This is a genomic window from Aeromicrobium sp. PFPM2_SD2, assembly GCF_057364525.1.
Window position 1 is genome coordinate 1 of the sequence record NZ_JBNFNZ010000005.1, and the last position, 22906, is coordinate 22906.

General features: G+C 72.1%; 27 protein-coding genes and 2 pseudogenes. 20 read left to right on the top strand and 9 right to left on the bottom strand.

Annotated elements, in window-relative coordinates:
- From AC2W7G_RS00915 to AC2W7G_RS00945, 7 genes are all read left to right on the top strand, one after another.
- A partial coding sequence (locus AC2W7G_RS00915; RefSeq protein ID WP_485866764.1) for an aminotransferase class III-fold pyridoxal phosphate-dependent enzyme occupies positions 1 to 1651 on the top strand: 1651 nt, incomplete at its 5' end.
- Between the two features lie 217 nt (positions 1652 to 1868).
- Positions 1869 to 3173, top strand: a complete 1305-nt coding sequence (locus tag AC2W7G_RS00920; protein ID WP_485866765.1) for an HNH endonuclease signature motif containing protein — start codon at positions 1869 to 1871, stop codon at positions 3171 to 3173.
- A 67-nt stretch (positions 3174 to 3240) separates the two neighbouring features.
- Entirely contained in the window at positions 3241 to 3555 is a 315-nt protein-coding gene (locus tag AC2W7G_RS00925) for a hypothetical protein (RefSeq protein ID WP_485866766.1), read from the top strand.
- Positions 3495 to 3902 carry a sortase domain-containing protein gene (locus AC2W7G_RS00930; RefSeq protein WP_485866767.1) on the top strand — a complete coding sequence of 136 codons (408 nt, stop codon included), beginning with the start codon at positions 3495 to 3497 and terminating at the stop codon, positions 3900 to 3902. Before AC2W7G_RS00925 ends, AC2W7G_RS00930 begins: the two co-directional genes overlap by 61 nt.
- A gap of 9 nt (positions 3903 to 3911) precedes the next feature.
- Positions 3912 to 4223: a GNAT family N-acetyltransferase gene (locus AC2W7G_RS00935; RefSeq protein ID WP_485866768.1), complete on the top strand. Its 312-nt coding sequence runs from the start codon at positions 3912 to 3914 to the stop codon at positions 4221 to 4223.
- 52 nt (positions 4224 to 4275) lie between these two features.
- Positions 4276 to 4479, top strand: a complete 204-nt coding sequence (locus AC2W7G_RS00940; RefSeq protein ID WP_485866769.1) for a hypothetical protein — start codon at positions 4276 to 4278, stop codon at positions 4477 to 4479.
- On the top strand, positions 4479 to 4865 hold the full coding sequence (locus AC2W7G_RS00945; RefSeq protein WP_485866770.1) for an SRPBCC family protein: 387 nt from the start codon (positions 4479 to 4481) through the stop codon (positions 4863 to 4865). Before AC2W7G_RS00940 ends, AC2W7G_RS00945 begins: the two co-directional genes overlap by 1 nt.
- A 28-nt stretch (positions 4866 to 4893) precedes the next feature.
- On the opposite strand, the gene AC2W7G_RS00950 is transcribed toward AC2W7G_RS00945, so the two are convergent.
- From AC2W7G_RS00950 to AC2W7G_RS00960, 3 genes are read right to left on the bottom strand one after another with little or no spacing between them, the layout of a single operon-like run.
- The gene (locus AC2W7G_RS00950; protein ID WP_485866771.1) at positions 4894 to 5661 is read right to left on the bottom strand and encodes an SCO1664 family protein; all 768 of its coding nucleotides are present in this window, start codon (positions 5659 to 5661) and stop codon (positions 4894 to 4896) included.
- Entirely contained in the window at positions 5658 to 6227 is a 570-nt protein-coding gene (locus AC2W7G_RS00955) for a DUF3090 domain-containing protein (protein ID WP_485866772.1), read from the bottom strand. Before AC2W7G_RS00955 ends, AC2W7G_RS00950 begins: the two co-directional genes overlap by 4 nt.
- A 10-nt stretch (positions 6228 to 6237) precedes the next feature.
- Entirely contained in the window at positions 6238 to 6945 is a 708-nt protein-coding gene (locus AC2W7G_RS00960) for a histidine phosphatase family protein (RefSeq protein WP_485866773.1), read from the bottom strand.
- Between the two features lie 67 nt (positions 6946 to 7012).
- On the opposite strand from AC2W7G_RS00960, the gene AC2W7G_RS00965 reads away from it, so the two are divergent.
- From AC2W7G_RS00965 to AC2W7G_RS00975, 3 genes are read left to right on the top strand one after another with little or no spacing between them, the layout of a single operon-like run.
- Complete coding sequence (locus tag AC2W7G_RS00965; RefSeq protein ID WP_485866774.1) at positions 7013 to 7339, top strand: antibiotic biosynthesis monooxygenase family protein; 327 nt, start codon at positions 7013 to 7015, stop codon at positions 7337 to 7339.
- Positions 7340 to 7382: 43 nt separating this feature from the next.
- Positions 7383 to 8918 carry an acyl-CoA carboxylase subunit beta gene (locus AC2W7G_RS00970; protein ID WP_485866775.1) on the top strand — a complete coding sequence of 512 codons (1536 nt, stop codon included), beginning with the start codon at positions 7383 to 7385 and terminating at the stop codon, positions 8916 to 8918.
- Positions 8919 to 8965: 47 nt separating this feature from the next.
- A complete protein-coding gene (locus tag AC2W7G_RS00975) occupies positions 8966 to 9268 on the top strand; it encodes a hypothetical protein (RefSeq protein WP_485866776.1) in 303 nt (100 codons plus the stop codon).
- Between the two features lie 52 nt (positions 9269 to 9320).
- Here the strand turns inward: AC2W7G_RS00975 and AC2W7G_RS00980 are convergent, their stop codons facing one another.
- The 3 genes from AC2W7G_RS00980 to AC2W7G_RS00990 all read right to left on the bottom strand — a co-directional run bounded on the left by AC2W7G_RS00980 (position 9321) and on the right by AC2W7G_RS00990 (position 11658).
- Positions 9321 to 9506, bottom strand: a complete 186-nt coding sequence (locus tag AC2W7G_RS00980; RefSeq protein ID WP_485866777.1) for a hypothetical protein — start codon at positions 9504 to 9506, stop codon at positions 9321 to 9323.
- Positions 9503 to 10891 (bottom strand): S8 family serine peptidase, encoded by a 1389-nt coding sequence (locus tag AC2W7G_RS00985; protein WP_485866778.1) that lies wholly within the window; start codon positions 10889 to 10891, stop codon positions 9503 to 9505. Before AC2W7G_RS00985 ends, AC2W7G_RS00980 begins: the two co-directional genes overlap by 4 nt.
- A 296-nt stretch (positions 10892 to 11187) precedes the next feature.
- Positions 11188 to 11658, bottom strand: a complete 471-nt coding sequence (locus tag AC2W7G_RS00990; protein ID WP_485866779.1) for a PPOX class F420-dependent oxidoreductase — start codon at positions 11656 to 11658, stop codon at positions 11188 to 11190.
- A gap of 109 nt (positions 11659 to 11767) precedes the next feature.
- Here AC2W7G_RS00990 and AC2W7G_RS00995 point away from each other — a divergent pair, with 109 nt between their 5' ends.
- Together AC2W7G_RS00995 and AC2W7G_RS01000 are read left to right on the top strand one after the other, a co-directional pair.
- Positions 11768 to 12067 (top strand): AEC family transporter, encoded by a 300-nt coding sequence (locus tag AC2W7G_RS00995; RefSeq protein ID WP_485866780.1) that lies wholly within the window; start codon positions 11768 to 11770, stop codon positions 12065 to 12067.
- Entirely contained in the window at positions 12064 to 12672 is a 609-nt protein-coding gene (locus AC2W7G_RS01000) for a bile acid:sodium symporter family protein (protein ID WP_485866781.1), read from the top strand. The genes AC2W7G_RS00995 and AC2W7G_RS01000 overlap by 4 nt, the downstream gene beginning before the upstream one ends.
- 33 nt (positions 12673 to 12705) lie before the next feature.
- Here the strand turns inward: AC2W7G_RS01000 and AC2W7G_RS01005 are convergent, their stop codons facing one another.
- The 3 genes and pseudogenes from AC2W7G_RS01005 to AC2W7G_RS01015 form a co-directional block, all read right to left on the bottom strand.
- Complete coding sequence (locus AC2W7G_RS01005) at positions 12706 to 12960, bottom strand: substrate-binding domain-containing protein (RefSeq protein WP_485866790.1); 255 nt, start codon at positions 12958 to 12960, stop codon at positions 12706 to 12708.
- A gap of 127 nt (positions 12961 to 13087) precedes the next feature.
- Positions 13088 to 13444, bottom strand: a pseudogene (locus AC2W7G_RS01010) (substrate-binding domain-containing protein); the annotation flags it as partial.
- A gap of 134 nt (positions 13445 to 13578) precedes the next feature.
- Positions 13579 to 13743 (bottom strand): annotated as a pseudogene (locus tag AC2W7G_RS01015) (LacI family DNA-binding transcriptional regulator); the annotation flags it as partial.
- Positions 13744 to 13960: 217 nt separating this feature from the next.
- Here AC2W7G_RS01015 and AC2W7G_RS01020 point away from each other — a divergent pair.
- The 8 genes from AC2W7G_RS01020 to AC2W7G_RS01055 form a co-directional block, all read left to right on the top strand.
- Positions 13961 to 15502 carry a sugar ABC transporter ATP-binding protein gene (locus AC2W7G_RS01020; RefSeq protein ID WP_485866782.1) on the top strand — a complete coding sequence of 514 codons (1542 nt, stop codon included), beginning with the start codon at positions 13961 to 13963 and terminating at the stop codon, positions 15500 to 15502.
- Complete coding sequence (locus AC2W7G_RS01025) at positions 15499 to 16536, top strand: ABC transporter permease (protein WP_485866783.1); 1038 nt, start codon at positions 15499 to 15501, stop codon at positions 16534 to 16536. The genes AC2W7G_RS01020 and AC2W7G_RS01025 overlap by 4 nt, the downstream gene beginning before the upstream one ends.
- Positions 16533 to 17627, top strand: a complete 1095-nt coding sequence (locus AC2W7G_RS01030) for an ABC transporter permease (protein ID WP_485866784.1) — start codon at positions 16533 to 16535, stop codon at positions 17625 to 17627. The genes AC2W7G_RS01025 and AC2W7G_RS01030 overlap by 4 nt, the downstream gene beginning before the upstream one ends.
- 4 nt (positions 17628 to 17631) lie before the next feature.
- Entirely contained in the window at positions 17632 to 18654 is a 1023-nt protein-coding gene (rhaS, locus tag AC2W7G_RS01035; RefSeq protein WP_485866785.1) for a rhamnose ABC transporter substrate-binding protein, read from the top strand.
- A gap of 112 nt (positions 18655 to 18766) precedes the next feature.
- The gene (locus tag AC2W7G_RS01040; RefSeq protein ID WP_485866786.1) at positions 18767 to 19123 is read left to right on the top strand and encodes an L-rhamnose mutarotase; all 357 of its coding nucleotides are present in this window, start codon (positions 18767 to 18769) and stop codon (positions 19121 to 19123) included.
- Position 19124: 1 nt separating this feature from the next.
- Positions 19125 to 20288, top strand: coding sequence for an L-rhamnose isomerase (gene rhaI / locus AC2W7G_RS01045; protein ID WP_485866787.1), 1164 nt, complete (start codon positions 19125 to 19127; stop codon positions 20286 to 20288).
- Complete coding sequence (locus tag AC2W7G_RS01050) at positions 20288 to 22324, top strand: bifunctional aldolase/short-chain dehydrogenase (RefSeq protein ID WP_485866788.1); 2037 nt, start codon at positions 20288 to 20290, stop codon at positions 22322 to 22324. Before rhaI ends, AC2W7G_RS01050 begins: the two co-directional genes overlap by 1 nt.
- Positions 22321 to 22906, top strand: a 586-nt coding sequence (locus AC2W7G_RS01055) for an FGGY family carbohydrate kinase (protein WP_485866789.1), incomplete at its 3' end; no start/stop codon positions are given. The genes AC2W7G_RS01050 and AC2W7G_RS01055, both read left to right, overlap by 4 nt.

Here is a 22906-nt window from a genome sequence, read left to right on the forward strand (position 1 = left end):
GCCACCGGCTCACCCAGGCGCGTCCGCTCCGCGCCCGCGGCACGCGCCCGCACGTTCGCGCTCCGGCGTCGACCTGGTCCGTCCCCGAGGGGACGCCCCTGGAGCTGCCGTTCCGGGCGAGGTCGTCCGGTCGGCGGCGGGGGTCGACCTGCGCGGCGAGTCGCTGATCCTGAGCGTCCGCGGCACGGTCGTGGACGGCGACGGACTCGGGCTCGCGTCCGGCCACCTGCGCGTCCAGCTGCACCGCATGGACGTGCCGCGGGCGCCGTTCCTGGTGACGCCGAGGGCGCAGGCGCTGTGGCGCGTCCTCAGCCCGGACCCGTCCGCGCTGCTCGGCGTCGACGTCGCCGCGCTCCAGCCCGACGCCGGCGACGTCCTCGCCCGGCGCGACTCCGCGTTCGCGCAGGTGCAGGAGCACTACTTCACCGCGCCGCCGCAGGTCGAGCGCGGCTGGCGCGAGCACATGGTCGACACCCAGGCGCAGGTCTACGTCGACGTGGTCAACAACGTCGCCACGACCGGGCACGCGCACCCGCACCTCGTCGAGGCGGCGACTCGGCAGTGGTCGCTGCTCAACACCAACTCGCGCTTCCACTACGCCGCGGTGGCCGAGCTGTCCGAGCGGCTGGCCGCGCTCGCGCCGGACGGGCTCGACAGCGTCTTCCTGGTCAACAGCGGCAGCGAGGCCGTCGACCTGGCCATCCGGCTCGCGCAGGTCGCCACCGGACGTCCGCGGATGCTCGCGGCCCGCGAGGCGTACCACGGCTGGACGATGGCCTCCGACGCCGTGTCGACGTCGCTGGGCGACAACCCGCGCGCGCTCGAGAGCCGCCCGGCCTGGGTCGAGCTGATGGACGCGCCCAACAGCGTCCGCGGCACGCACCGCGGACCGGACGCGGCCGCCGGGTACCTCGCCGACCTCGACGCCCAGCTGGACGCGCTCGGTGAGGACGGCCGCGCGGACCTGGCCGGCGTCGTCATCGAGCCGATCTTCGGCAACGGCGGGGGAGTGCTGCTGCCCGACGGCTACCTCGCCGGCGTCTTCGAGCGGGTGCGCCTGCTCGGCGGGGTCTGCATCAGCGACGAGGTGCAGGTCAGCTACGGCCGCCTCGGCGAGCACTTCTGGGGCTTCGAGCAGCAGGGCGCCGTGCCGGACGTCATCACCGTCGCCAAGGCGATGGGCAACGGCCAGCCGCTCGGCGCGGTCATCACCACCCGCGCGATCGCCGAGGCGTTCGCCGCGGAGGGCTCGTTCTTCAGCTCGGCCGGCGGCAGCCCGGTCAGCTCGCGGATCGGACTGGCCGTGCTGGACGTCCTGGAGTCCGAGGGCCTGCAGGAGAACGCGCGTGTCGTCGGCGGCCACTTCCGCGACCGGTTGCTGGCGCTCGCCGATCGGCACCCGGCCATCGGCGCCGTGCACGGGCTCGGGCTCTACCTCGGCGTCGAGCTGGTCACCGACCGCGAGACGTTCGCGCCGGCGACGACGCTGGCCACGGACGTGTGCGACCTGCTGCTCGAGCTCGGCGCGATCGTCCAGCCCACCGGCGACCACAAGAACGTCCTCAAGATCAAGCCGCCGCTGGTCATCACGCGCGAGAGCGTGGACTTCGTCGTCGACGCCCTGGACCGCACGCTGTCGATGCTGGGGTAGGCGTGGGCGGCCCTTCAGGAGTGGTCGCCCCGGGGCGGATGACGAAGGAGCCGGGTGGTGGCGCCGCTCGGTTCGTCGGCTCGCCTGAGCCTCGTTCCTTCGGGCTTGTCGATGGAGGAGGCCGAGCCAGAAATATCCTCGAATCCTGGGGATTCCCGGTGGTTCTTGTCGGACCTGAGAGGTAGGATAGAACAAACGTTCGACGTGGGGGTCTCGGATGCTGATCGACCAGCTGGAGAGGTTGCTGGACGACACGCGTGCGCTCGAGCCCTGGCAGCTGACAGATGCCGAGATCCGTGAGGTGCTGGCGGCGTCGCAGCAGGCGATCTCAGGTCTGCAGTCCCTGGTGACTCGCCTGACCGGCGCCGCCGAGGACCGGGCGCTGCCCCGAGAGGACGGCAATGCATCCACGGTGGCGTGGCTGGCGAGCCAGACCGGGATGGCGCGACGTGAGGCATCGCGGCTGGTGAAGCTCTCGCGTCTCGACGCGACTCGTGGTCTGGCGACGCGGGAGGCCTGGTCCAGCGGTGAGGTGTCGACGGAGCAGGCCAGCATCATCCTGACCGCGCTGGACCGGCTGCCGGAGTGGTTCGTCGCCGAGCAGCACGACGACGCCGAAGCGACCTTGCTCGGGCATGCGAAGGACTTCGCGGCCGACGACCTGCGCCGCCTCGCCAACCGGATCGTCGAGGTCGTCGACCCGCTGGCCGCGGACGAGGTCATCGGGGAACAGCTCGAGCGTCAGGAGAAGCAGGCCTGGTCCGAGGCGCACGTGACGTTCACGCCCCGCGGCGACGGACTCACCTGGGTCCGCGGCGCGCTGCCCGACGTGCAGGCCGACATGCTCCGCACCGTGCTGGAGGGCCTCTCGTCCCCTCGACGGTTGGACGCGCTGTTCCGGGACGTCGACGGCGATCACTCCGACTCCGAGATCGGCCGGCTCGACCACCCCCGCCGCATGGGCCAGGCGTTCTGCGAGCTGATCGAGCACCTGCCGCAGGACGCGTTCCCGCAGGCCGGCGGACTCGCCGCCGCCGTGACCGTGAACCTCGACTACGACAACCTGCAGCAGCGGGTCTCCCGGGCCACGCTCTCGACCGGGTGCGACCTGAGCGCTTCACAGGCGCGGCGGCTGGCCTGCAACGCGAACATCATTTCGCTCGTCCTCGGTGGGGACTCCCAGGTCCTCGACCTCGGCCGTGCCGACCGGCTCCACGACCGGAACCAGCGCATCGCCCTCGCCAAGCGCGACGGAGGCTGCTCGTGGAAGGGCTGCGACCGACCACCGGCCTGGTGCGAGGCCCACCACCTCAGACCATGGAGCCAAGGCGGCGAGACCTCGCTCGACAACGGCGCGCTGTTCTGCTTCGCGCACCACCACCTGCTCCACGACTCCGACTGGTCCGCCCGGTTGGCCGAGGACGGCGTCGTCGAGGTGATCCCACCACCGAGGATCGACCCGCTCCGACGACCCCTGCGCCACGCCCGACACGTCAGGCTCCGCCCCCTCGTGCCCGCCTGATCCCTCGGCACAGGAGCAGCGCGGCGCGGTGTGCCACGCTGGGGGCGTACGGAGGATCCTCGGGGCGGTGCTGCTCGTCGCCGGCCTGTCCGTGCTCGGGTGGCTGGCCTGGCAGTACTGGGGCACGAACTGGCAGTCCCAGCAGCGGCACGCCGACGTCACCCGCACCCTCGAGAAGACGTGGTCGTCCGACCAGCCCACCGCCGCCACCGAGTTCGGCGAGGCCTCCGCGATCCTGCGCATCCCGCGCTTCGGCGACGACTGGTCCGTGCCGGTGCTCGAGGGGTCGTCCGACGAGTGCTCGCGGCCGGCGTCGGGCACATGCCGGACACGGCTGAGCCGGGGCAGCGCGGCAACGTCGGCCTCGCCGGGCACCGGGTGACCCACGGCGAGCCGTTCGCGCGCATCCGCGACCTGCGGCCCGGCGACGAGGTCGTGGTCGAGACCGTCGACGCCACCCACACGTACGTCCTCGACACCAGCGGCACGGACCTCGACGTCCGCTTCACCGACACCTGGGTGCTTGACCCGCGTCCGCGCAACCCCGACGGAGGGACGGGCCCCACGGACGCCGCCGAGCTCATCACGCTCGTGACGTGCGCGGAGATCTTCCACACCGACGACCGCACCGTCGTCTTCGGCCACCTCGAGCGGTCCGAGCCGAAGTCCGGGCGCCGAGCGGGACGAGAAAGTCCGCTGCGGACGTCGATCCGGCGGGCGGGTGAGTAGGTTGCTGGCATGGCCGAGATCGAGACCGTGCACAACACCGACAAGCACCGCTACGAGGCGTGGATCGACGGCGTGCGCGCCGGCTTCGCCGAGTACCAGCTGACCGACGAGCTGATCGTCTTCACCCACACCGAGGTCGACCCGAAGTTCGAGGGCCAGGGCGTCGGGTCCGCCCTCGCCCGGTTCGGGCTCGACGACGTCCGCGCCGACGGCACCCGCCGCGTGCTGCCGCTGTGCCCGTTCATCAAGGGCTGGATCGGCCACCACCGCGACTACGTCGACCTGCTCTACGGGGTCCCGCAGTCGACCGCGAAGGACTGAGCGGCGCCGCCTCGACGGGCTCGCGGAGCGATCCGCCCCTACCGTCGAGGGCATGGACCTCGACGACGCGATCCTGCAGGCGCTGGCCGACGGCGGACGCGCCCCCGAGCTGATCGCCGCCACCGTGGACGCGCCGCTGGACGACGTCCGGGCGCGTCTGGACGTGCTCGAGGCCGCCGGTGCCGTCGTCTCGGTGGAGCTGCCGTCCCAGCCGCCGCGCCATCAGTACCGGCTCGCGGCGGGCGGCGCGGCGTGATGGCCGGGCTGCACGGCGGACGCTGGACGGTCGAGCGGCACTCCCAGGCGTCCTCGGACGCCGTCTGGCGCCTGCTCACCGACACCGCGGTGTGGCCCGTGTGGGGACCGACGGTGCGGCGCGCCGAGATCGACGGCGGCGAGGTCGTCGAGGGGGCCCGCGGCACGGTGTGGACGCCGGTCGGCGTGCCGCTGCCGTTCGTCGTCACCGACGTCGACCCGGAGCACTCCTGGGCCTGGAGCGTCGCCGGCGTCCCGGCCACGACCCACGAGGTCGAGCCGGTGCTCGGCGGCTGCGTCATCCGCATGACTGCCCCGCTGTGGGCGCCCGCCTACCTGCCCGTGCTGGAGGTCGCGCTGCGTCGCCTGGACCGCATGGCCCGCTGAACGTCGTCGACGAGCTCAGGGACGTCGGCTAGAACGGGGGCCAGGGGACCGGCGGCATCGGCCCGCTCGGGGCAGGGAACACGCCCGCGTCCAGCAGCACGTCGCAGCGGGCGAGCAGCGCCTCGACCTCGGCACCGGTGAGGTAGTCCTCGAGCGTCCGGGCGAGCCCGTCGTCCAGGGCGTCGCGGACCCGCTCGACGCCCGCGCGCTCCTCGTCGGTGAGTGGCTGCCCGATCCAGCCCCACAGCACGGTGCGGAGCTTGTGCTCGGCGTGCAGCGAGACGCCGTGGTCGACGCCGTGCCGGTGGCCGCCGGGCATCTCCAGCACGTGCCCGCCCTTGCGGTCGGCGTTGTTGATGACGACGTCGAGCACGGCCATGCGGCGCAGCGCGGCGGACTCCTCGTGGACGACCGAGACGACCTCCTCGTCCTCGTCGAGGCCGTCCATCACGTGGTGCCAGCCCTCGGGCAGCTCGCCGGCCGGGACGACGGTGACCGCCTCCTGCTCGGGATCGGCCTCGACCCAGCGCTGCACCATGCCGACGCCGTGCGGCCCGTCGCGCAGCCAGGTGGGCGGGACGACGTCCCAGCCGGTGGCCTCCGAGACGAGGTACGCGGCGACCTCGCGCTGGGCGAGGGTGCCGTCGGGGAAGTCCCACAGCGGACGCTCGCCGGCGACCGGCTTGTAGACGACCTGCACGTCGCCGATCGTGGCCAGGAACGTCGCGTTGGACGCCGGCATGATGCGGCCGAGCAGGACGAGCTCGCCCTCGAGCAGGTCGGCGGTCTCGGTCACCGGAAGCCGTCGGGCAGCTCGCAGACGTGCCCCTCGTCCATCGGCAGGCCGCACAGCGAACAGATCGGGCGCCCGGACGCGACGACGTCCCGCGTGCGCTTGGTGAACGCGCGGGCGGCGCCGACCGGGATGCGCACCTGCATGACCTGCTCGGGCAGCGACTCGGGGAGGTCCACCAGCTCGTCGAGCTCCTCGAGGCTCTCGACCTCGACCTCGACGATCGGGAACGCTTCGATGACGACCTGGCCGGTCGACGGGTCCCAGCCCAGGCTCATCGCGCCCGCGCGGAACGCCTCGTCGATGGGGGTGTCGAGCGGGTCCTCGTCCACGAGCGCCTCGTCGGCGAGCGCGGGGATGCTGTACGGGTTGCCGTCCTCGGCCATGAGCTCGTCGAGCACCTCGTCGATCTTCTCGGCGAGCGCGAAGGACTGATCCTTCTCGATCGAGACGCTCACCAGGCGCTGGCCGTCGCGGGCCTGCAGGTAGAACGTGCGCTCACCGGGACGTCCGACGGTGCCGACGACGAAACGGTCAGGCCAGTCGAACTCGTGGACGATCGGTGCCATGGGGCCCACTCTAGGAGCGTGCGTCAACGGGCGCCGCCGGGCCCGCGCCGCCACCGACCGCGGCGTCGTCGCCGGACGGCTTCGCGCGCAGCCACGACAGGTCGCCGGGGTGCGTGTTCATCGCGACGACGTAGGGCCGCGCGGACGTGTAGCGGACGATCGAGACGGACGCCGGGTCGACGCCGACGCGCTGGAACGAGTCCAGGTGCATCCCCAGCGCGTCGGCCAGCACGGACTTGATGACGTCGCCGTGGCTCACCGCGACCCACACCGCGTCCGCGCCGTGCTCGGCCTCCACCTGCGCGTCGCGCCGGCGCACGGCCTCGACCGCGCGTGACTGCATCGACACCATCGACTCGCCACCGGGGAACACGACCGCGGACGGCTGGTTCTGCACGACGGACCAGAGGTCGTCCTTCGCGAGGTCGGCGAGGGCCTGCCCCTGCCAGTCGCCGTAGTCGGCCTCGGTCAGCGCGTCGTCGATCGTGACCGTGGTGGCCTGCTCCTGGTGCATCGCGACGGCCGCGGCGGTCTGGCGGCAGCGCTCGAGCGGGCTCGACACGACGTCCACGAGCGGGACGACGGCCAGCCGCTCGCCGGTGCGCGCGACCTGCTCGCGTCCGGTCTCGTCCAGCTCCACGCCGGGGGTGCGTCCGGCGAGGGTGCCGCTGGCGTTCGCGGTGGTGCGTCCGTGCCGGACGAGGATGACGGTGGCCATGCCGCGAGCGTAGAGGTCCCTCACCAACGGGATGCAGCGCGTGGCGCCGTGTCAGTACGGTCGGTACATGCCGATCGCGTCGACTCCCGAGCCGCCGTACACCGCCGTCATCTTCACGTCCCTGCGTACCGAGGGCGACCACGGCTACGGACGCATGGCCGAACGGGTGGACGAGCTGGCTCGTCAGCAGGACGGCTACCTGGGCATCGAGTCGGCACGTGACGGGCTCGGCATCACGGTGTCGTACTGGCGCGACGACGCCGCGGCCGCCGGCTGGAAGCAGGTCGCCGAGCACCTCGTGGCCCAGCAGCGCGGACGGGACGCCTGGTACGAGGACTACCAGGTGCGCGTCGCGACCGTGACCCGTTCCTACGGTCCCGAGGGTCCGCGCTGACGGCTGGAGACCGCTGGCCAACGGGTCTGCTTGGATGCGGACCATGGCGATCCGACCCGAGCTCCTGGACCTGCTGGCCCGCCGCGCGCTGACCGAGGACGCGGCCCGCCCCGAGGCGGTCGCCAAGCTGCACGCCCGCGGGGGCCGGACGGCGCGCGAGCTCATCGCCGAGCTGGTGGACGAGGGCAGCTTCGTCGAGTACGGCCGCTACGTGACCGCCGCGCAGGAGCAGCGTCGCGGCGTCGACGAGCTGCTCGACCGCAGCGTGGCTGACGGCATCGTGGGCGGGCTCGCCACGATCGACGGGCAGCAGGTGGCGGTGCTGTCGTACGACTACCTCGTCATGGCCGGCACGCAGGGCTTCCGCGGGCACCTCAAGACCGACCGACTGCTCGACGTCATCGGCCGGCTGGCGCTGCCGACGGTGTTCTTCGCCGCGGGCGGGGGCGGACGTCCGGGCGACGTGGACCTGCCCATCGTCTCCGGCCTGCAGACCACCACGTTCGCCGAGTGGGCGCGCCTGTCGGGCACGGTGCCGCGGATCGCCGTGGTCGACGACAACTGCTTCGCCGGCAACGCGGTCATCGCCGGCTGCTCGGACCTCATCGTCGCCAGCGAGCGCGCCTCCCTCGGCATGGGTGGCCCGGCGATGATCGCCGGGGGAGGGCTGGGCGACTTCGCGGCGTCCGAGGTGGGGCCGCTGGACGTGATGACCGCCAACGGCGTCGTCGACCTGGCGACGTCGAGCGACGACGTAGTTCCGTCGGCCCGCCGGCTGCTCGGCTACTTCCTCGGCCGGCGGGACGACTGGACCGCGCCGGATCAGGCGGAGCTGCGCGACGCCGTCCCGGAGGGCGAGCGGCGCGCGTACGACGTCCGGCCCATCGTCGAGACGATCTGCGACGAGGACTCGGTCACCGTGCTGCGTCCGGACTTCGCGCCCGAGCTGCTCACCGCGCTCGGACGCATCGAGGGCCGCACCGTCGGCGTCGTCGCCAACGACACCCGCCACATGGCCGGCGCCATCACCGCGGACGCCGGTGACAAGGCGGCGCGGTTCCTGCAGCTGTGCGACGCGTACGGCTTCCCGGTCGTCTCGCTCGTGGACACCCCGGGGATGATGGTCGGCCCGGACGCCGAGAAGACGGCGATGGTGCGGCACACGTCGCGGCTGCTGATCGCCGGCGCGCGGCTGACGGTGCCGCTGGTCGGGGTCGTCCTACGCCGCGGCTACGGACTCGGCGCCCAGGCGATGCTCGGCGGCAGCACGCTCGAGCCGCTCATGACGATCGCCTGGCCCGGCGCGCACCTCGGAGCGATGGGCCTGGAGGGCGCGGTGCGGTTGTCGATGCGCAAGGAGCTCGAGGCGATCGAGGACGACGCCGAGCGCGAGGCGACGGTGCGGGAGATGGTCGCGCACGCGCAGTCCCATGCGTCCGCCCTCAACGTGGCCCGGCACTTCGAGATCGACGACGTCATCGACCCGGCCGAGACCCGTTTCGTGCTCACCCGCCTGCTCGACGCCGCCGACCGCGAGGGACGCCTGCAGGGCAGCGGTCGCCCCGTCGACGCGTGGTGAGTCAGGTGGGCCAGCCCACGGAGGTCCGGACGTCTAGCCTGGGCCGCATGCTTCGCCCACGACTCGCCCCCGTGACCGCCTGGCTGCGCCGACGCGCGGCGCTGCTCGTCGGGGTGGCAGCGGTGCTGCCGCTGGTCGCGGTCGACCCGGCCGCGATCGCGCTGCTGTTCCACGCCGAGATGCTCGTCGCCATGGGCACGGTCGGGACGGCGATGCTGCGCGCCGACCTGCGCCTGGTCGTGCGACGGCAGTGGCGTCGTCTGGCCGACAGCGCCGACGTCGCGATGATCCGCGGCGGATGGGCGCTCGCGCGACGCCAGCCCCGCTCCTTGCTCTGGGTCGGTCCCTAGCCCGGACGCACGAGGGCCCCGGACCGGTCGGTCCGGGGCCCTCGTGCGCGGGTCAGCCCTTGAGGGTGAAGCTGCGCGCGATCAGCCCGCCGCCGGCGTGCACCGTGACGCGGAGGGTGCGCTTCTTGGCCGAGCCGGCCTTGACCTTCCACGAGTAGGTCCGGGTGGCGGTCGAGGCGCCGACCCGGGCGTTCCGGACCGTCTTCCAGCGGCCGCCGGTGCGCACCTGGATCGTCACCTTCTGGCGGGCCGGGCGGGCGATGCGCAGCGAGACCTTGCGGTACGCGCGCTGCGAGCGGGCCGGTAGGTGCGCAGCGTCGCCTTCGCGCTCGGGCGCACCTTCGAGAACGTCACCTTGCGCGACCCGGTGCCGGGCGTCGAGAGGGTCACGGCCGTGGAGCGCAGCAGCGGGATGCTGAAGCGCACCGCGCCGGTGGAGGACGTGCGGGCCTGGAGCGTGCGTCCGGTGGACGTGCGCGCCGTGACCAGGCGTCCGGCCAGCGGACGTCCGACGTCGGTGAAGCTGGCGCTGATCCGGGCCTTCGCGCCCGACGCGTACGTCGTAGCCGTGGACGCCTGCACCGTCAGCACCGGGTGCAGGGCCCGGGCGACGTTGATGCGTCCGACGCCGGTGTAGGAGTCCTTGCCGCGGCCGATGCGCTGCGTGCCGCCGTAGATGTCCTTGGCGGTGGCCCGCAGGGCGCTGTACGCGGCGGCGCCGCTGACCCCGGTGGACATGAGCGACGCGATGGCGCCGGTCGCCGCGGGAGCGGCCATCGAGGTGCCCGACATGACGACGTACTGGTCGCCCGGGGCGAGGGACACGATCTGGTGGCCCGGCGCCGCGATGTCGACGTCGCGACGGACGCTGGAGAACGACGCCCAGTAGTCGGCCCGCGTGGTGGCGGCGACGGAGATGGCCTCGGGGTACGCCGCGGGGTAGGCGATCGGCGCGCGCTTGCCGTCGTTGCCGGCGGCGGCCACGACGAGGGCGCCCTTGCTGCGGGCGTAGCGCACGGCGGCGCGGACGTTGGGGTCGGGATCCGGACCGCCGAAGCTCACGTTGATCAGCTGCGCGCCGTTGTCCGCCGCCCAGATGATGCCGCGGACCGAGTCGCTGACCCACCCGTCGCCGTCCTTCGTCAGGACCTTGATCGGCAGGATCCGCACATTCTTGGCGAAGCCCTCCACGTACTGGCCGTCGACCTTCGCGCCGATGATGCCCGCGACGTGCGTGCCGTGCCCCTCGTCGTCGACCGTGCCGGGCTTGCCGGTGCGGGGGCCCTCGGTCAGGAACTCGCGCCCGGCCAGCACGCGGCCGGCGAGCTCGGGGTGCTTGGCGTCGACGCCGGTGTCGACGACCGCGACCGTGACGGTGCGGACGCTCCGGCTCCACGCCTGGTCCGCGCCGGTGACCTTGACCTGGTAGTTCGGGACGACCGTCGCGCTGGACCGGACGGCCGCGAACGAGCGGGCGTCGTCCGCCAGGGACCGCACGCGCTGGTCGACGCTCAGCGACACGAGGTCGCTGTCGCGGCGCAGGTCCTCGGCGGCCTCGCGGGCCTCGCTCGGGGAGTCGGCCTCGATCGTCTCGACGCGCAGGCCGTCGCCGTCCTCGAGCACCGCGACGAGCGGGTTGCCGGTCTGCTCGACCTCGCGCTCGACCTGGGCGGGGGTGAGGCCGTCGGCCTCGGCGGCGGGTGCGGCCTCGTCGGCCGAGGCGGTGCCCGGTGGCGACCAGCGGGACCAGCACGGCGGCGAGGGACGCGCACAGGGCGCGGCGGACGGACAACGGGCTCACGACGACCTCCGGGGAGTGTTCACGGGGACGAGCGTCGCTCCCCCGGACCGCCGCCGAGCGAACCGTACCCTCCCGAGCGGACAGGACGAAAACCCGGCGCGCCCGGCCGCCGACGCGCTCAGGCCAGGCGGGCCGGGAACCCGCCGGTCGCGATGGGGCCCCACCGCTCGGGCGTGATGCGCAGCAGCGACTTGCCCTGCTCGACCATCGCGTGGCGGTACTCGTCCCAGTCCGGGTGCTCGCCGGCGATGCTGCGGAAGTAGTCGACGAAGGCGTCGAGCGCGGCGTCGCCCTCGGACGCGTCCAGCACCTCGCACGTGCCGTCGATCTGCACCCAGGCGTCGTCCCACTCGTCCGACAGCACCACGACGCTGACCCGCGGGCGCGAGCGGACGTTGCGCGTCTTGGCGCGCTCGGGATAGGTGGCGACCACGAGCCGGCCGGACTCGTCGACGCCGCCGCTCACCGGGGACGCCTGCGGGGTGCCGTCGGCACGCTCGGTGATGAGCACGAACCGGTGCCGCGGACGCACGAAGTCGAGCAGCGCGGGCAGGTCGACACGGGTGTTCGTCGCGATCTTGCGGGCCATGCCTCGATGGTGGCACGCCCGTGGCGGCGTCGCCGGTCAGCGGTTGTCAGGCCGACGCTGTGACCCGGGTCGCTGCCATCCTTCGCTCACCCGAGCCTGGAGGACCCCCGTGAACGACTCCGCCCTGATCACCGTCGGCCTGCCGATCGCGCTGGCCATCATCATGTTCGGCCTCGGCCTGTCGCTGACCGTCGACGACTTCCGTCGCGTCGCGCGCTCGCCCCGGGCCGTCGTGGTGGCGCTCGTGCTGCAGGTGCTCGTGCTCCCCGTCGTCGCGTTCGGGCTCGTCACCGCGTTCGACGTCGACCCGCTGCTGGCCGTCGGCGTCATGCTGCTCGCGGCATCGCCGGGCGGCACGACGGCCAACCTGTTCAGCCACCTGTTCCGCGCGACGTCGCGCTCAACGTGACGCTCACGGCGATCAACTCGGTGCTGGCGGCCGTGTCGATCCCGCTCATCACGAACCTCGCGATCAGCCACTTCGACGCCGAGGGCGAGCTGGGGCTGCAGCTGGGCAAGGTCGTGCAGGTCATCGCGATCGTCCTGGTGCCCGTGGCGATCGGCATGGTCGTGCGCAGCCGGTCCGAGGCGTTCGCCGCCCGGGCCGACAAGCCGGTGCGCATCTTCTCCATCGTCGTGCTCGTCGCCGTCTCGGTCGGCGCCATCGTGGGGGAGCGCGAGAACATCGCCGACTACGTCGAGCAGGTCGGCCTGGTCGTCACCCTGTTCTGCCTGGCCAGCCTCACGATCGGCTACCTCGGCGCCCGTGTCATGCGGCTGGACGAGCGCCAGGCCATCGCCAGCTCGATGGAGGTCGGCATCCACAACACGACCGTGGCCATGACCATCGCGCTCAGCGTGCTGGACAACACCGAGGTCGCCATCCCGAGCGCCGTCTACTCAATCGTCATGTACGTCCTGGCCGCCCTGTTCGGGTACGCCGTCTCGCGCCGGGTGCGGCACGGGTCGGACGCAACGACGTCCGCGTCCGTGGGGGAGCGGGCCGGCCGGTAGGACGTCCCCTCGACGGCCTCGGGGAGGGGAGGGTCAGCCGAGGGTGGACGTGCGCGCGACCAGCTCGGGCTCGAAGCTCAGCTGCTCGTGCACGTGCTGGGGGTTCGTCGCCTCGTCCAGCACGAGACGGGCAGCGGTGCGGCCCAGCTCGTGGCGCGGCTGGCGCACGGACGTGAGCGGGACGGCCGCGGCAGCGGCGAACTCGATGTCGTCGTAGCCGACGATCGCCAGCTGGTCCGGCACCGCGAGGCCGGCCCGGGTGGCCTGCTGGAGCAGGCCGAGGGCGATGAGGTCGTTGGCGCAGAACGCGGCGGTCGGGCGTCGGGAGGACGCGCAGCCCGGCCAGGCGCTCCCCGGCCTCGCGCCCGGCGGCCACCGTGAGCGACTCGGTGTGGACGAGCGTGAGGTCGTCCTCGGGCAGGCCGGCGGCGCTCCAGGCCTGGCGCGCGCCGGCCAGTCGGTCGGTGACCTGACCGATGGAGGCGGGGCCGCCGACGAACGCGACGCGGGTGTGCCCCTGGTCGATGAGGTGCTCGACGGCCAGCCGTCCACCCAGGACGTCGTCGACGGCCACCGAGCAGATGCCGGTGCCGGCGCGCGTGCGGTCGACGATGACGAGCGGGGTGCCGCGGGCGACGACCGCGTCGAGGACGGGGCTCTCGGGGTCGACCGGGGTGATGAGGATGCCCTGGACGCGCTGCTGCTCCAGGTGCTCCAGGTGGGCGGTCTCGCGGCCGGCGCGGTTGTCGCTGTTGCACAGGAACAGCGACAGGCCTCCTCGTCGGCCGGTCCCTCGCTGCCGCGGGCGACGTCGGTGAAGAACGGGTTGCCGGCGTCAAGCATGACGTAGGCGAGCGTGCGGGAGCGGCCCGACCGCAGGGAGCGGGCGGACTCGTTGCGCACGAAACCCAGCTCGGTCATGGCGCGCTCGACCCGCTCGCGGGTGCCGGCGGCGACCCGGTCGGGGCGGTTGAGCACGTTGGAGACGGTGCCGAGGGAGACGCCGGCGGCGGCGGCGACGTCCTTCACGGACGCGGCCGGGGTCGGCGGACGACGTGCTGCAGGGCTCACGGTCCCCTCCTCCCCAGGACGACGCTTGATTGAAACGGTTCAGGGTGCACGTGTCAACGATGTGGTCTGCGACACGCCGGAGCGAGGACGACATTTCGCCGCGATCACGGGAAAGTTTCGCCTCCGCGACACATTGGTCCTTTCGGAGGGTTGACGCCCGTGATGGCGGTCACATACATTTCCGTTGCTCGATTAAAACGTTTCAAAGGAGCGACGCATGGCAGGACCGAACCCCGGCACCCCGGTGCTGGAGCTGCGGGACGTCCGCAAGTCCTTCGGCTCGGTCGCCGCGCTGCGCTCGGGCAGCCTCACGGTGCAGCCCGGGTCGATCCACGCGCTCATCGGCGAGAACGGCGCGGGCAAGTCGACGCTGGTGAAGATCGTCGCCGGCGTGCACCGCCGCGACGCCGGCACCTTCCGCTTCCAGGGCGAGGACGTCGACTTCAGCTCGACCGCCGCCTCGAAGGCCGCCGGCATCGCCGTCATCTACCAGGAGCCCACGCTGTTCCCGGACCTGTCGGTCACCGAGAACATCTTCATGGGCCGCCAGCCCCTGGGCCGCGGACGCCGCATCGACCGCGCCCGCATGCACGCGGAGGCGCTGTCGCTGTTCGAGCGGCTCGGCGTGCAGATCGACCCCCGCCGCCCGGCGCGGGGCCTGTCGATCGCCGACCAGCAGGTCATCGAGATCGCCAAGGCCATCTCGCTCGACGCGAGCCTGCTCGTCATGGACGAGCCCACCGCCGCGCTCAGCGGCGTCGAGGTCGAGCGGCTGTTCACCATCGCGCGCAGCCTCCGCGACGAGGGCCGCGGCCTGGTGTTCATCTCGCACCGCTTCGACGAGGTCTTCGCGCTGTGCGACACCGTCACCGTCATGCGCGACGGCGAGTACGTCGGCACGCACCCGATCGCCGAGACGAACCACGACGCGCTCGTCTCGCTCATGGTCGGCCGCGAGGTCGCCGAGCTGTTCCCCAAGACGCCCGCCGAGATCGGTGACGTCGTGCTGGACGTGAAGGGGCTGAGCTCGACCGGCCTGTTCCACGACGTGGACCTGCAGGTGCGCGCCGGCGAGATCGTCGGCCTGGCCGGCCTGGTCGGTGCCGGACGCAGCGAGATCGCGCGTGCGGTCTTCGGCGTCGACGGCTACGACAGCGGCACCGTGACGATGAACGGCAAGCGCGTCCCCGGCGGACGCCCGCGGGCCGCGATCGCCGCCGGCATGGCGTACGTCGCCGAGGACCGCCGCAAGCAGGGCCTGGTCGTCGAGGAGTCCGTCGCCCGCAACGTCGCCGCCGTCATCCGGCGCCGGCTCACGAAGGCCGGCGTCCTCACGTCCGGCTCGGAGAACAAGGCCGCCGGCCCCTGGGCGTCCAAGCTCGAGGTCAAGACCAACGCCCTCGACATGGCCGCCTCGACCATGTCCGGCGGCAACCAGCAGAAGGTCGTCATCGCCAAGTGGCTGGCGACCAACCCGAAGCTGCTGATCATCGACGAGCCCACCCGCGGCATCGACATCGGCACCAAGTCCGAGGTCCATCGGCTGCTCTCCGAGCTGGCCGGCCAGGGCATGGCGATCCTCATGATCTCCTCCGAGCTCCCCGAGGTGCTGGGCATGGCCGACCGCGTCCTCGTCGTGTGCGAGGGCGCCGTGACCGCCGAGCTGGACCGCGCCGACGCCACCCCCGAGAAGGTCATGCACGCCGCCACCCGTGGCGCCGGCGCGACGACCGCCCCGACCGAGGAGGTCACGGCATGACGACCGCCGCCCCCGACCGACCCACGACGCGCGGCAGCGCGCTCAGCCGCGGCCTCGGCGCCGCGCTGCGCTCGCGCGAGATCGCCGTCGGCGCCGTGCTCGTGCTCGTCGTCGTGCTGACGACGCTCAAGAGCAACGGCTTCCTGTTCAGCTCGGACAACTTCCGCGACCTGCTCGTGACGCCGGCGATCCTGCTGCTGCTCGCGGTGGGCCAGACGGCGGTCATCATCACCCGCAGCGTCGACCTGTCGGTCGGCTCGGTGCTGGGCCTGACCGCCTACCTGACCGGCCGCCTGTTCGTCGACAACCCCGGCATCCCGATCGTGGCCGTCTTCGCCGCCGGCATCGCCATGGGCGCGGTGCTCGGCCTGGTCAACGGCGTGCTCGTCGCGTTCGGCCGGGTCCCGGCGCTCGTCATCACCCTGGGCACGCTGTACGTCTACCGCGGCATCTTCCTGACCTGGGCCGGCAGCGACCGCATCAACGCCGCCGACATGCCGCGCGACTTCCTGTCGCTGAGCACCACGTCCATCCTCGGCATCCCGATCCTCACCTGGATCGCGCTGGCCGTGCTGGCGATGGTCGGCTACTACCTGCACACGTCGCGCGGCGGCCGTGAGCTGTACGCGATCGGCTCTGACCCGGACGCCGCGACGCTCTACGGCCTGCCCGTGACGCGCCGCGTGCTGTCGGCCTTCGTCCTGTCCGGCGCGCTGGCCGGCCTGGCCGGCGTCCTGTTCGCCGCCCGCTACGGCACGGTCAGCTCCGGTGCCGGCCTCAACATCGAGCTGCAGGCCGTCGGCGCGGCCGTCATCGGCGGCGTCGCCATCTTCGGCGGCAGCGGCACGGTGTGGGGCGCGGCCATCGGCGCCTTCCTGCTCGTCACCATCAACCGCGCCCTGCCGGTCATCGGCATCCAGGACTTCTGGCAGCGCGCCGTCGTCGGCGCCCTGATCCTCGGCGCGATCGTCCTGGACCGGGTGCTGTCCGCGCGCCAGGAACGCAAGCTCGCCGCAGAGAGGGACCACGCATGAGCAGCCCCGTCCTCACCCGACCGGACGCGTCGTCGCGCACGTACGCCGCGTACGCCCAGCCCTGGTGGAAGCGCCTGCTGCTGACCCGCGAGGCCGGCATCATCGCCCTGCTGGTGATCGTCTACGCGTGGTCGATGGGCAACGTCGACAACTTCGACAGCCCGCTGACGCTGTACTACCTGTTCCTCGACGTCGCGCCGCTGCTGCTCATCGCGCTGCCGATGACGCTGATCATCATCACCGGCGAGATCGACCTGTCGGTCGCCAGCGTCGTGGGCCTGTCCAGCGTCCTGGTCGGCGTGCTCGTGCAGGACGGCGGCTTCTCGGTGCCGGTCGCGGCGCTGGTGGCGATCGTCGTCGGTGCCGTGTGCGGAGCCTTCAACGGCTTCCTCGTCGCCTACGTGGGACTGCCCTCGCTGGCCGTCACCATCGGCACGCTCGCACTGTACCGCGGCATCGCGGTCGGCATCCTGGGCACGACGGCCAAGACCGACTTCCCCGAGAAGTGGACCGACCTGGCCAAGGACCGCATCGTCGACGGCCAGCCGTTCCCGATGATCCTCGTCCCGTTCCTGGTGCTGCTGATCGCCTTCGTCCTGCTGCTGCACTTCTCGCCGTTCGGCCGGGGCGTCTACGACATCGGCCTCAACGACGAGGCGGCGCACTTCGCCGGCGTCGACGTGGCCCGCACCAAGCTGTGGCTCTTCGTCCTGGCCGGCGCGGTCTCGGCCCTGGCCGGCGTGTACTTCACGCTGCGCTACGGCAGCGCCCGCGGCGACAACGCCAGCGGCATGGAGCTGCAGGTCATCGCGGCGGTCCTGCTCGGCGGCGTCTCGATCTTCGGCGGACGCGGCGCGCTGCACGGCGTCATCGCCGGCGTCCTGCTGATCGGCGTCATCTCCAGCGCCATGCGCCTGGAGGGTCAGACGGTCAACGTCATCAACATCGTCATCGGAGTGCTCCTGGTGCTCTCGGTGATCTCCACGAACCTCCTCGGCTGGGTCTCGGGCCAGCTCCGGTCGAGGACCCGGGGGCTCAGGCCCACCCAGCAGTCGGCGCCCGCCGGCTCGAGCAGCACGACAGAAGGGTAGAACGATGAAGTTCCTCAACCGGCGGACTGCCGCGCTCACCGCGCTGGCCCTCACCGCCAGCCTGGCGCTGACCGCCTGCGGTTCGGACGACGGCGACGGCGGCGGCGAGGGTGGCGGCGAGGCCGCGATCACCTTCCTGCCCAAGAACCTCGGCAACCCGTACTTCGAGACGAGCGACGCCGGCGGCAAGAAGGCCGTCGAGGAGTTCGGCGGCACGTTCGAGGAGGTCGGTCCCGACACCGCCACCCCGGACGCGCAGGTGCCGTTCATCAACACCGCCGCCCAGCAGGGCGTCGACGCGCTCGTCGTCTCGGCCAACGACCCGAAGGCCATCTGCGACGCGCTCGGCGAGGCCAGCGACGCCGGCGTCAAGATCGTCACCTTCGACTCCGACACCGAGGCCGACTGCCGCGACCTGTACGTCAACCAGGCGTCGCCCGAGGGCATCGCCAAGGCGCAGGTCGACCTGATCTCCGAGCAGATCGGCGGCAAGGGCGAGATCGCGATCCTGTCGGCCGCGGCCAACGCGACCAACCAGAACGCCTGGATCGAGCTCATGAAGAAGGAGCTCGCCGCGAACCACCCCGACATCAAGCTCGTCGACACCGTCTACGGCGACGACGACGACCAGACGTCGTTCGACAAGACCGCGGCCCTGCTGCAGTCGCACCCGAACCTCAAGGGCATCGTCTCGCCGACCACGGTCGGCATCGCCGCCGCGGCGCGCTACCTGTCGACGTCCAAGGCGAAGGGCAAGGTCGCGCTGACCGGCCTGGGCACCCCGAACCAGATGCGCGAGTACGTCAAGGACGGCACCGTCAAGGCGTTCGCGCTGTGGAACCCCGAGGACCTGGGCTACCTGGCGGCGTACGCGGCCAAGGCCCTGGTCGACGGTGACATCGAGGGCAAGTCGGGCGACACGTTCAAGGCCGGCGACAAGGAGTACACCGTCGGCGAGAACGGCGAGGTGCTCCTGGGCGACCCGTTCGTCTTCGACGCCAGCAACATCGACGACTTCGACTTCTGAGTCGAGTCGTCCCTCCGGACCCGTGCCTGCCGGGAACCCTCCAGGTCCCGGCAGGCACGCCCCCCGGGCACGACCCCCGCACCACCCCGCACGACCCAGGAACGAGGAACCGATGAGACGGGTGTGCTTCCACTCCCAGGTGAAGCCCGACCGCATCGAGGAGTACAAGCGCCGCCACGCGGCGGTCTGGCCCGAGATGCTGCAGGCCCTGCACGAGACCGGCTGGCACAACTACTCGCTGTTCCTGCGTCCGGACGGGCTGCTCATCGGCTACCTGGAGACCGAGTCGCTCGAGGCCGCCCAGGCCGCCATGGCCGCGCGCGAGGTCAACGCGCGCTGGCAGGCCGAGATGGGCGAGCTCTTCGAGGACTCCGACCAGGCGCCGGACGAGGGCTTCATGGAGCTCGAGGAGGTCTTCCACCTGGAGGACCAGCTCGCGGCCGCGAACACCAGCACAGAGACGAAGTGAGATGACAACGTTCCAGCAGATCACGCCGCTCCTCGAGGGCCAGGCGATCGAGGTCCCGTCGTGGGCCTACGGCAACTCCGGCACGCGGTTCAAGGTGTTCGGCACCCCCGGCACCCCGCGCACCGTGCACGAGAAGATCGCCGACGCTGCCCAGGTGAATCGTTTCACCGGTCTCGCGCCGACCGTCGCGCTGCACATCCCGTGGGACGAGGTCGACGACTACGCGGCCCTGCGCTCGTACGCCGAGGACCTCGGCGTCGGCCTCGGGACGATCAACTCCAACACCTTCCAGGACGACGACTACAAGCTCGGCGCCCTGACGCACACCGACCCGCGCGTCCGCCAGAAGGCGATCGACCACCACCTGGCCTGCATCGACATCATGCACGCGACCGGGTCGCAGGACCTGAAGATCTGGCTGGCCGAGGGCAGCAACTACCCGGGCCAGGCCGACATGCGCGGCCGCCAGGACCGCCTGGCCGAGAGCCTGCGGACGATCTACGACCGCCTCGGCGAGGACCAGCGCCTCGTCCTGGAGTACAAGTTCTTCGAGCCGGCGTTCTACCACACCGACGTCCCGGACTGGGGCACGTCGTACGTGCAGGTGGCCGCGCTCGGCGACAAGGCGATGGTGTGCCTGGACACCGGCCACCACGCGCCCGGCACCAACATCGAGTTCATCGTGGCCCAGCTGCTGCGCCTGGGGAAGCTCGGCTCGTTCGACTTCAACAGCCGCTTCTACGCCGACGACGACCTGATCGTCGGCTCGGCGGACCCGTTCCAGCTGTTCCGCATCCTGGTCGAGTGCGTCCGGGGCGGAGCGCTGGAGCCGGACAGCGGCGTGGCCTTCATGCTCGACCAGTGCCACAACATCGAGAAGAAGATCCCCGGGCAGATCCGCTCGGTGCTCAACGTCCAGGAGATGACGGCGCGCGCGCTGCTCGTCGACCGTGACGCGCTGACGAAGGCCCAGGAGGACGGCGACGTCCTGCTGGCCAACGAGATCTTCATGGACGCCTTCTACACCGACGTCCGCGCCGACCTCGCCACGTGGCGCGAGGAGCGAGGCCTGCCCGCGAACCCGATGCGGGCCTACCTCGAGAGCGGCTACCAGGAGCAGATCGAGGCGGACCGCGTGGGCGGTACGCAGGCAGGATGGAACTGATGACGAACCCGACGGCAGCCGAGCTCATCGCGCGGTCGAACCGCCTGGGCGCGGACCCCAAGAACACCAACTACGCCGGCGGCAACACGTCCGCCAAGGGCACCGAGACCGACCCGGTCACCGGCCAGGAGGTCGAGCTGCTCTGGGTCAAGGGCTCCGGCGGAGACCTCGGCACGCTCAAGGAGCAGGGCCTCGCCGTGCTGCGCCTGGACCGGCTGCGCTCGCTCGTGGACGTCTACCCGGGCGTCGAGCGCGAGGACGAGATGGTCGCCGCGTTCGACTACTGCCTGCACGGCAAGGGCGGCGCCGCGCCGTCGATCGACACCGCGATGCACGGCCTCGTGCCGGCCGCGCACGTCGACCACCTGCACCCGGACTCGGGCATCGCGATCGCGACGTCGGCCGACGGCGAGGCCCTCACCGGCCAGATCTTCGGCGACAAGGTCGTGTGGGTGCCGTGGCGTCGTCCGGGCTTCCAGCTCGGGCTCGACATCGCCGCGATCAAGGAGAGGAACCCGCAGGCGATCGGCTGCATCCTCGGCGGCCACGGCATCACCGCGTGGGGCGACACCAGCGACGAGGCCGAGCAGAACTCGCTGTGGATCATCGACACGGCCGCGGCCTACATCGCCGAGCACAGCAAGGCCGAGCCGTTCGGCCCCGTGCGCGACGGCTACGCGCCGCTGCCCGAGGCCGAGCGTCGCGCCAAGGCGGCCGCGCTGGCCCCGACGATCCGCGGCATCGCCTCGATCGACCGCCCGATGGTCGGCCACTTCACCGACTCCGAGGCCGTGCTGGACTTCGTGGCCCGCGCCGAGCACCCCCGCCTGGCCGAGCTCGGCACCAGCTGCCCGGACCACTTCCTGCGCACCAAGGTGAAGCCGCTCGTCCTGGACCTGCCGGCGACGGCGACGGTCGAGGAGTCGATCGCCCGCCTGCACGAGCTGTCCGAGTCCTACCGCGCCGACTACCAGGCGTACTACGACCGGCACGCGACGCCGGACTCGCCGGCCATCCGCGGCGCGGACCCGCTCATCGTCCTGGTGCCCGGCGTCGGCATGTTCAGCTTCGGCAAGGACAAGCAGACCGCCCGCGTCGCCGGTGAGTTCTACGTCAACGCCATCAACGTCATGCGGGGCGCCGAGGGCCTGTCGACGTACGCCCCGATCGACGAGGCCGAGAAGTTCCGCATCGAGTACTGGGCGCTGGAGGAGGCCAAGCTCCAGCGCATGCCGAAGCCGAAGCCGCTGGCCACGCGCGTCGCGCTCGTGACCGGCGCCGCGTCCGGCATCGGCAAGGCCACGGCCAAGAAGCTGGCGGCCGAGGGCGCCTGCGTGGTCATCGCCGACCTGTCGCTGGAGAACGCCCAGGCGGCCGCGGCCGAGATCGGCTCGACCGACGTCGCGGTCGGCGTCCACGTGGACGTCTCCAGCGCCGAGAAGGTCAAGGCCATGGTCGACGAGGCCGTCCTGGCCTTCGGCGGCGTGGACCTGATCGTCAACAACGCCGGCCTCTCGCTCTCGCGCTCGCTGCTCGAGACCACCGAGAAGGACTGGGACCTGCAGCACGACGTCATGGCCAAGGGCTCGTTCCTGGTCTCGCAGGCGGCGGCGAAGGTCCTCATCGAGCAGAAGCTCGGCGGCGACATCGTCTACATCTCCTCGAAGAACTCGGTGTTCGCCGGCCCGAACAACGTCGCGTACGGCGCGGCCAAGGCCGACCAGGCCCACCAGGTGCGCCTGCTGGCCGCCGAGCTCGGCGAGCACGGCATCAAGGTCAACGGCGTGAACCCGGACGGCGTCGTCCAGGGCTCGGGCATCTTCGCCAGCGGCTGGGGCGCGAACCGCGCCGCGGTCTACGGCGTCGAGGAGCAGGACCTGGGCAAGTTCTACGCCCAGCGCACGATCCTCAAGCGCGAGGTGCTCCCCGAGCACATCGCCAACGCGGTCTTCGTGCTCTGCGGCCCGGACATGACCCACACGACCGGCCTGCACGTCCCGGTCGACGCCGGCGTCGCCGCCGCGTTCCTGCGATGAGCGCCGCCCGCACGCCGCTGCGCGTCGCGGCGGTGGACCTCGGCGCCACCAGCGGACGGGTGATGGCGGCGACCGTCGCGCCCGACCGGCTGGAGCTGGCCGAGGTGCACCGCTTCGCGAACGGCGGCGTGCGGGTGCGCGACGCGCTGGTCTGGGACGTCGTCGGCATCCACCGCGAGCTGGTCGAGGGCGCCCGTCGCGTCGCGGCCGGGGGAGCGCTGGACGGCATCGGCATCGACTCCTGGGCCGTCGACTACGGCCTGCTGGACGCCGACGGCCAGCTGCTCGGCACGCCGTACTCGCACCGTGACTCGCGCACCGACGGCGTCGCCGCCCGGGTGGCGAAGGTCGTGGAGCCGGCCGAGCTGTACGACGTCACCGGCCTGCAGGACCTGCCGTTCAACACCGTCTACCAGCTGGTGGCGGCGCAGGGGACGGCCGCGCTGGCCGCCGCCCGCACGATGCTGCTCGTGCCCGACCTCTTGACCTACTGGCTGACCGGGCACGTCGGGGCCGAGCGGACCAACGCGTCCACCACCGGCCTGTACGACTCGCGCCGCCGCCGCCGCGGTCCGGCCCACG

Coding starts and splice junctions, on each gene's coding strand:
- AC2W7G_RS01025 (WP_485866783.1), top strand. CDS start 15,499: ATGACGACCGCCGCCCCCGACCGACCCACGACGCGCGGCAGCGCGCTC.
- AC2W7G_RS01050 (WP_485866788.1), top strand. CDS start 20,288: ATGACGAACCCGACGGCAGCCGAGCTCATCGCGCGGTCGAACCGCCTG.
- AC2W7G_RS00975 (WP_485866776.1), top strand. CDS start 8,966: ATGCTTCGCCCACGACTCGCCCCCGTGACCGCCTGGCTGCGCCGACGC.
- AC2W7G_RS00920 (WP_485866765.1), top strand. CDS start 1,869: ATGCTGATCGACCAGCTGGAGAGGTTGCTGGACGACACGCGTGCGCTC.
- rhaS (WP_485866785.1), top strand. CDS start 17,632: ATGAAGTTCCTCAACCGGCGGACTGCCGCGCTCACCGCGCTGGCCCTC.
- AC2W7G_RS01040 (WP_485866786.1), top strand. CDS start 18,767: ATGAGACGGGTGTGCTTCCACTCCCAGGTGAAGCCCGACCGCATCGAG.
- AC2W7G_RS00930 (WP_485866767.1), top strand. CDS start 3,495: ATGCCGGACACGGCTGAGCCGGGGCAGCGCGGCAACGTCGGCCTCGCC.
- AC2W7G_RS00970 (WP_485866775.1), top strand. CDS start 7,383: ATGGCGATCCGACCCGAGCTCCTGGACCTGCTGGCCCGCCGCGCGCTG.
- AC2W7G_RS00945 (WP_485866770.1), top strand. CDS start 4,479: ATGGCCGGGCTGCACGGCGGACGCTGGACGGTCGAGCGGCACTCCCAG.
- AC2W7G_RS01030 (WP_485866784.1), top strand. CDS start 16,533: ATGAGCAGCCCCGTCCTCACCCGACCGGACGCGTCGTCGCGCACGTAC.
- AC2W7G_RS00935 (WP_485866768.1), top strand. CDS start 3,912: ATGGCCGAGATCGAGACCGTGCACAACACCGACAAGCACCGCTACGAG.
- AC2W7G_RS00940 (WP_485866769.1), top strand. CDS start 4,276: ATGGACCTCGACGACGCGATCCTGCAGGCGCTGGCCGACGGCGGACGC.
- AC2W7G_RS01020 (WP_485866782.1), top strand. CDS start 13,961: ATGGCAGGACCGAACCCCGGCACCCCGGTGCTGGAGCTGCGGGACGTC.
- AC2W7G_RS00960 (WP_485866773.1), bottom strand. CDS start 6,945: ATGGCCACCGTCATCCTCGTCCGGCACGGACGCACCACCGCGAACGCC.
- AC2W7G_RS00990 (WP_485866779.1), bottom strand. CDS start 11,658: ATGGCCCGCAAGATCGCGACGAACACCCGTGTCGACCTGCCCGCGCTG.
- AC2W7G_RS00965 (WP_485866774.1), top strand. CDS start 7,013: ATGCCGATCGCGTCGACTCCCGAGCCGCCGTACACCGCCGTCATCTTC.
- rhaI (WP_485866787.1), top strand. CDS start 19,125: ATGACAACGTTCCAGCAGATCACGCCGCTCCTCGAGGGCCAGGCGATC.
- AC2W7G_RS00955 (WP_485866772.1), bottom strand. CDS start 6,227: ATGGCACCGATCGTCCACGAGTTCGACTGGCCTGACCGTTTCGTCGTC.